The sequence below is a fragment of the Pseudoalteromonas sp. MelDa3 genome (assembly GCF_002863625.1).
In the GTDB taxonomy this organism is placed as follows: domain Bacteria; phylum Pseudomonadota; class Gammaproteobacteria; order Enterobacterales; family Alteromonadaceae; genus Pseudoalteromonas; species Pseudoalteromonas arctica.
Genome location: NZ_PJBR01000194.1, coordinates 1 through 2179, shown reverse-complemented (window position 1 = coordinate 2179; position 2179 = coordinate 1). Strand labels below are relative to the sequence as shown.

Below are 2179 nucleotides of genomic sequence, written 5' to 3'. Positions count from 1 at the left end.
TAAGCTTACCTATTATAATTTAAGCTTTCCCTGCATTGCTCAGCGTTTATTATCTATTCATTAAACCGAATGTTTAACCGTTAAGCAAGGATATTTTTCGCTCGCACAGTCGCTATTAGCCTGAGCAATTAAGCAGGTTAACTTATTGATTTGATGCAGCAAGCAAGGCTGCTAACTCGTTCGCGCTATTTTATTTGTCGCCTCATCTAAATTCATCACACCAATAAATCGTAAGGTACCCGTCTTGCATGACTGGCAAGACCAATGGGGTATTAATCGTTCTTGCTCTACCTTCGGCTTCACCGCTTTGCATGGGGTTGCTGATACTTGAGCCTTTATTAACCCTAACTTTCGCTTGCGACACGCATTAGCTAAAAAGCCATAGTGACGAATGCGCATAAACCCTTTGGGCAATACATGTTGTAAGTAGCGCCGTAAAAATTCATCACAACTCAGAGTCATGACTTTATCGCGGTTGTTATCTGCATAATCGCGGTATTTAAAGCTCACTGTTTCTTCAGTCGCTGACACTAATCGCGATTCTGACATCACGCCTTTTCGGGTATAACGAGCAAGGTAACTAACTAGCTTTTCACTGTACGTTAAACAGGCTTTGCTATACACGCACCATTTGGTTGGTGTGCTTACCTTCGCGAATGAACTATCGCATTCATTGAGCGCCGCGAGCATTTTCCCTCTAAACACTGTTGATAATGCTTTAACGGGGTATAAATAGCCTTTTTCTATTTCATGCCAGTGCGCTTTATCAAGCGCGCCTGCGGGTATCAAGCAATGCAGGTGAATATGCTGACTTAAGTTCTGCCCCCACGTATGCAGTACGCTTGTCATGCCTAACTGGCCATGCCTCTTTCGTTTCGCAAATTTACACAGCGTTTGCCATGCGGCTTTAAATAAACAGTGATATAACGCGTTTGGGTTGTAGTGCGCAATGATATTTAACTCATGCGGGAGCGTAAAAACAAGGTGGAAATACCGACACGGTAATAAATCTTCCTGCTGTTTTTGCACCCATTTAGCCGTAGCCATCCCTTGGCAACGTGGGCAATGACGGTCTCGACAACTACACCCAATTTGTTGTACTTCACTACAGTTATCACATTGCCATGCTTGATAACCGAGCTGCCCCGTTCTGCATGATTGAAGGTGTTGGCAGACTCGTAACTGTTGATAACTCATTATGTGGTGCTGCCGATAATTCCCAAGGCCAGAATTTAAAATATCAGCGAGGTGCAAGCCGCTCATTGGTTCCCCCAACTTGCGAGTAAATCAATGCCACCATGCCCTAATTCAGGTAACCAGTGTAAGTAACTTTGCGTGGTTCTAATGTCACTATGACCAAGCTGATGTTGAAGTTGATGAAGCGGCATCCCTAACTCAAGTTGATGTGTTGCATAAGCATGGCGTAATACATGTGGATTACAGTGCTTTAAACCACACATTTGTGCATGTTTTTTCAATGCCTTTCTGAAGCTTGAGGGTGACATAGGTTTATCCATTAACCATCGTGAATAAAACATCCAGCCCGTTGGGTGATACATTTTCCAATAGCAACGTAATTGATTTAGCACGCTATCTGATACAACAACATAGCGTGACTTATCTCCTTTACCATGTTCAATTAAAATGGTTTTACGCTGTCCATCGATGTCTTGCACTTTGATGCGCAGCAGTTCGCCAATACGCAAACCACATCCATAACACACCACTATCAATGTTTTTAAGCGCATATCCGTGCAACTTTCTATAAGTCGTCGAATATCATCACGCGATAAATAAGTAGGTGCCCGAGGTTTTGCTTTAGGCAAGGCTATGTCTAAGTTCAGTGGGCGGTGTAAAATATTCTTAAACAAAAACCAAATGCTGTTTATTTGTATTTTTTGACTCGCTCTGGAGAGCTTGCGAATGGCGGGATCTTTAAAAAAGATATTCAGCTCATCATCAGTAATTAAATCGAGTGGTTTATTAAAATAATGGCTGAGTTTAAGTAAATGCTCGCAGTAACTTTTACAGGTACTTTGTGAATAACCAAGATAGGCTATTTCAGTTTTGACTTGTTCAATGAGTGTATTCATTACTTACCTCCAAATATGGGATAACCCCAAGGTAAGTGTGGCTCAAATGGTCAGAATAGGATCTCCGCGTAGCGGCTTAGTTCAAC

Annotated in this window: 2 protein-coding genes; both read right to left on the bottom strand. The window is 42.2% G+C overall.

Translation table 11 applies throughout. The features are described 5' to 3' along the window. Nucleotides 1-171: 171 nt before the first annotated feature. Complete coding sequence (locus tag CXF89_RS19010; RefSeq protein WP_121955469.1) at nucleotides 172-1263, bottom strand: IS91 family transposase; 1092 nt, start codon at nucleotides 1261-1263, stop codon at nucleotides 172-174. After that, nucleotides 1260-2093 (bottom strand): tyrosine-type recombinase/integrase, encoded by an 834-nt coding sequence (locus CXF89_RS19005; RefSeq protein WP_101162798.1) that lies wholly within the window; start codon nucleotides 2091-2093, stop codon nucleotides 1260-1262. Before CXF89_RS19005 ends, CXF89_RS19010 begins: the two co-directional genes overlap by 4 nt. Nucleotides 2094-2179: the final 86 nt, after the last annotated feature.

Excerpts from the sequence above, each read along its gene's own strand:
- CXF89_RS19010 (WP_121955469.1), bottom strand. The coding sequence starts at position 1,263 with ATGAGCGGCTTGCACCTCGCTGATATTTTAAATTCTGGCCTTGGGAAT.
- CXF89_RS19005 (WP_101162798.1), bottom strand. The coding sequence starts at position 2,093 with ATGAATACACTCATTGAACAAGTCAAAACTGAAATAGCCTATCTTGGT.